The following is a 2,395-nucleotide window of genomic DNA, read 5'->3' on the forward strand; positions in this document are numbered from 1 at the left end:
GAAGGTTTTGGACAAAAATGAGTTACGAAAAATTGAATACTAACAACTCATGAATAACTACAAGTATGGTAAGTCTAGCCGCGGGATAGCAGACTACTCATTTCTTTCAGTTTGCTTTTTTAGTATTGATTTCAATTCCCGAACCTCTGCTTTGAGCTCATGCACCTCTTCTAAGATCTGAACCTCCATCTTACGCTCGTTAGAAGTGTCCATGATCCACGAGGCGAGAACCGCGGTAAAGCTACCAAACATACCAACGCCAGTAGTGATTAAAACAATGGCAACAATGCGCCCTTCTAAAGTCACAGGGAAAAAGTCACCGTATCCAACCGTTGTGATGGTGACGAATGTCCACCAAAACGCATCACCAGCGGTATGAATATTGGCACCCGGCATGTCCTTCTCAAGATAGAGAATATAAATCGAACCAAACACCATCATCATCAATGAAGTGACCACCATAAAATGCAGTGACGTCGACGCTTTGTTCTCATTGATTGCATGAGAAATCATAGAGATAGATTTGATTGCACGGATTAGGCGAAATACACGAACCAAACGAGCAAACTGGTTCATCTCCATTAACGGAATACAAGAGATAAGGTCAAGCCAGCCCCATTTCATGTATTCAAGCTTTGATGACGCAGCACGATACTGCTGCAAAAAATCGATAAAGAAGATCACGCAGATAAAGGTATCTACGTAAATCAATATCTGAAGAATTTCAGGCGGTAACTTAAAGATAAGTTCAACGGTTAATGAGACCACAACAAACAAAGACAGTATTAAGACTGCCAATTGAAAGCTTGTGATTTGTTCCGGTACTTTTGGTCGATACATAATGGCAATCCAGTGAACCGCAAAGTAGGCTGCCATGCGGTTCAAGCAAAAGGGCTTAATCGAGCTATTGCCCGGCTTCTTGCTTAGCTTCTTGAGTTAAGATTTTAAATGCGGTTCTCACAGGAATGAGGATCTGAGAGAACAGCGCGGCTCCCCACATGACATTGGCTACAATTGAAGGAACAAACGACACAATAGCAAGCGTCACAAAGCACAGCGCAATACCGATATAACGAACTTTCGCAGTAGCAAAACGATGGGCAGTGCGAAGTTCAATCACGTTTTGAATCTGAAGCAAGCAGTACAGATATGTTGCCAAGCCTAAACAACCAATCAACGCATATTTGAATGGGTATTGATCCATAAAGCCAATCTTTACTTCCGCTGACAGTGCAACACCTATCATGACAGCAGAAAGCATCAAGAACAGGTGAGAAATAGTCCATTTAACCAGTGTTTTGGGCTCATGATCACGCGGCTTACCATTGCCAACAAAGTCAAAATAGATCCAACATAAAACGAAAATAGAGAGACCACCATATGCGTAATTAACAAACACATCACCCACCACATTATCGATGCCCTTTTCTGCAAGAGTGATGACAAGCTTAAAGAAGCCCTCACCAGCAACGATTAGTAATAGTAGTGCAAAACGTTCCGCCATATGGCCAAAGCGCGGTAAGAATCGCTTGCTGTAAAGTACGCCCACTTTTGGAGCGGCATACAACGCCGCTAAAATCACCATCCCGGCAGCAAAGACCATGTGGCTGTATGGTGCAGGAAGAAACGCACTAATAAAGAAGATGACTGAGCCAATGGCAAAGTTTCGAGACATACGACTTGGTAGGCAGGTTTCATTATCTTCTACCGTTTTCGCCCTGAAATAGAGCAGCGACATAATCGCACGGTTTATCGCGTAACCTATCGAAAAATAAGCCCAACCAGCGCCATCAATATGCACTATCGCTGATGACATGATCATAATGGTGACAATCTGCGCTGCCATAATGTAACGGTGTTGGACATCGGTGCTGACATAAATGGAGTTAAAAAGGCTTAAATCAAACCACGCAAACCAGATCACAGTAAACAGAGCAGCGAAAATCACAAATCCTCCAAAACCAAGATGATGGCTTAAGAAGTTCCCAAGAACAAAAATCGATACCACATGCGCTAAATCGTAGAAAAGCTCAATCCAATGCACATGATCATTGCTGCTATCGGTATCAAGATGATGTTTTGGTTTGCGCCACAGTGGGTGTTTTGGGGATAAATCCATACAGTTACGTCCTATAGATTGGTGCTCTATTCTGTTTATGCGGTTTAGTATGGTAACCTCCTGAGATATTTCAAGTAGTATCCTTTTAGTAACCTGTTTCTGCTTACCTACGCTCTCCCCCCGTTAACCTTAAAAAATAAAAAACATATTAAACAATAACTTATTGTTAATTTCGCTGGGATTTAAGGTGGTTACTAAAAGTTAACCAGTTGTAGTCTAATTCTAGGTAACCATAATAAACCACAAGACAGCGATATCTTCTTCGCTATGTAAAGC

Annotated in this window: 2 protein-coding genes; both read right to left on the minus strand. The window is 42.0% G+C overall.

Annotated features, from left to right (window positions below; genetic code table 11):
* Nucleotides 1-93: 93 nt before the first annotated feature.
* On the minus strand, nucleotides 94-876 hold the full coding sequence (locus tag BCT81_RS20110; protein ID WP_102425583.1) for an ion transporter: 783 nt from the start codon (nucleotides 874-876) through the stop codon (nucleotides 94-96).
* A 28-nt stretch (nucleotides 877-904) separates the two neighbouring features.
* Nucleotides 905-2,119 carry a low temperature requirement protein A gene (locus tag BCT81_RS20115; protein ID WP_102425584.1) on the minus strand — a complete coding sequence of 405 codons (1,215 nt, stop codon included), beginning with the start codon at nucleotides 2,117-2,119 and terminating at the stop codon, nucleotides 905-907.
* Nucleotides 2,120-2,395 lie beyond the last annotated feature (276 nt).

It is taken from the genome of Vibrio sp. 10N.261.52.A1 (assembly GCF_002876325.1).
GTDB classification, from domain to species: Bacteria; Pseudomonadota; Gammaproteobacteria; order Enterobacterales; family Vibrionaceae; genus Vibrio; species Vibrio chagasii.

What these genes read in the sequence shown, in the direction of transcription:
- BCT81_RS20110 (WP_102425583.1), bottom strand. Translation starts at nt 876, where the DNA reads ATGGCAGCCTACTTTGCGGTTCACTGGATTGCCATTATGTATCGACCA.
- BCT81_RS20115 (WP_102425584.1), bottom strand. Translation starts at nt 2,119, where the DNA reads ATGGATTTATCCCCAAAACACCCACTGTGGCGCAAACCAAAACATCAT.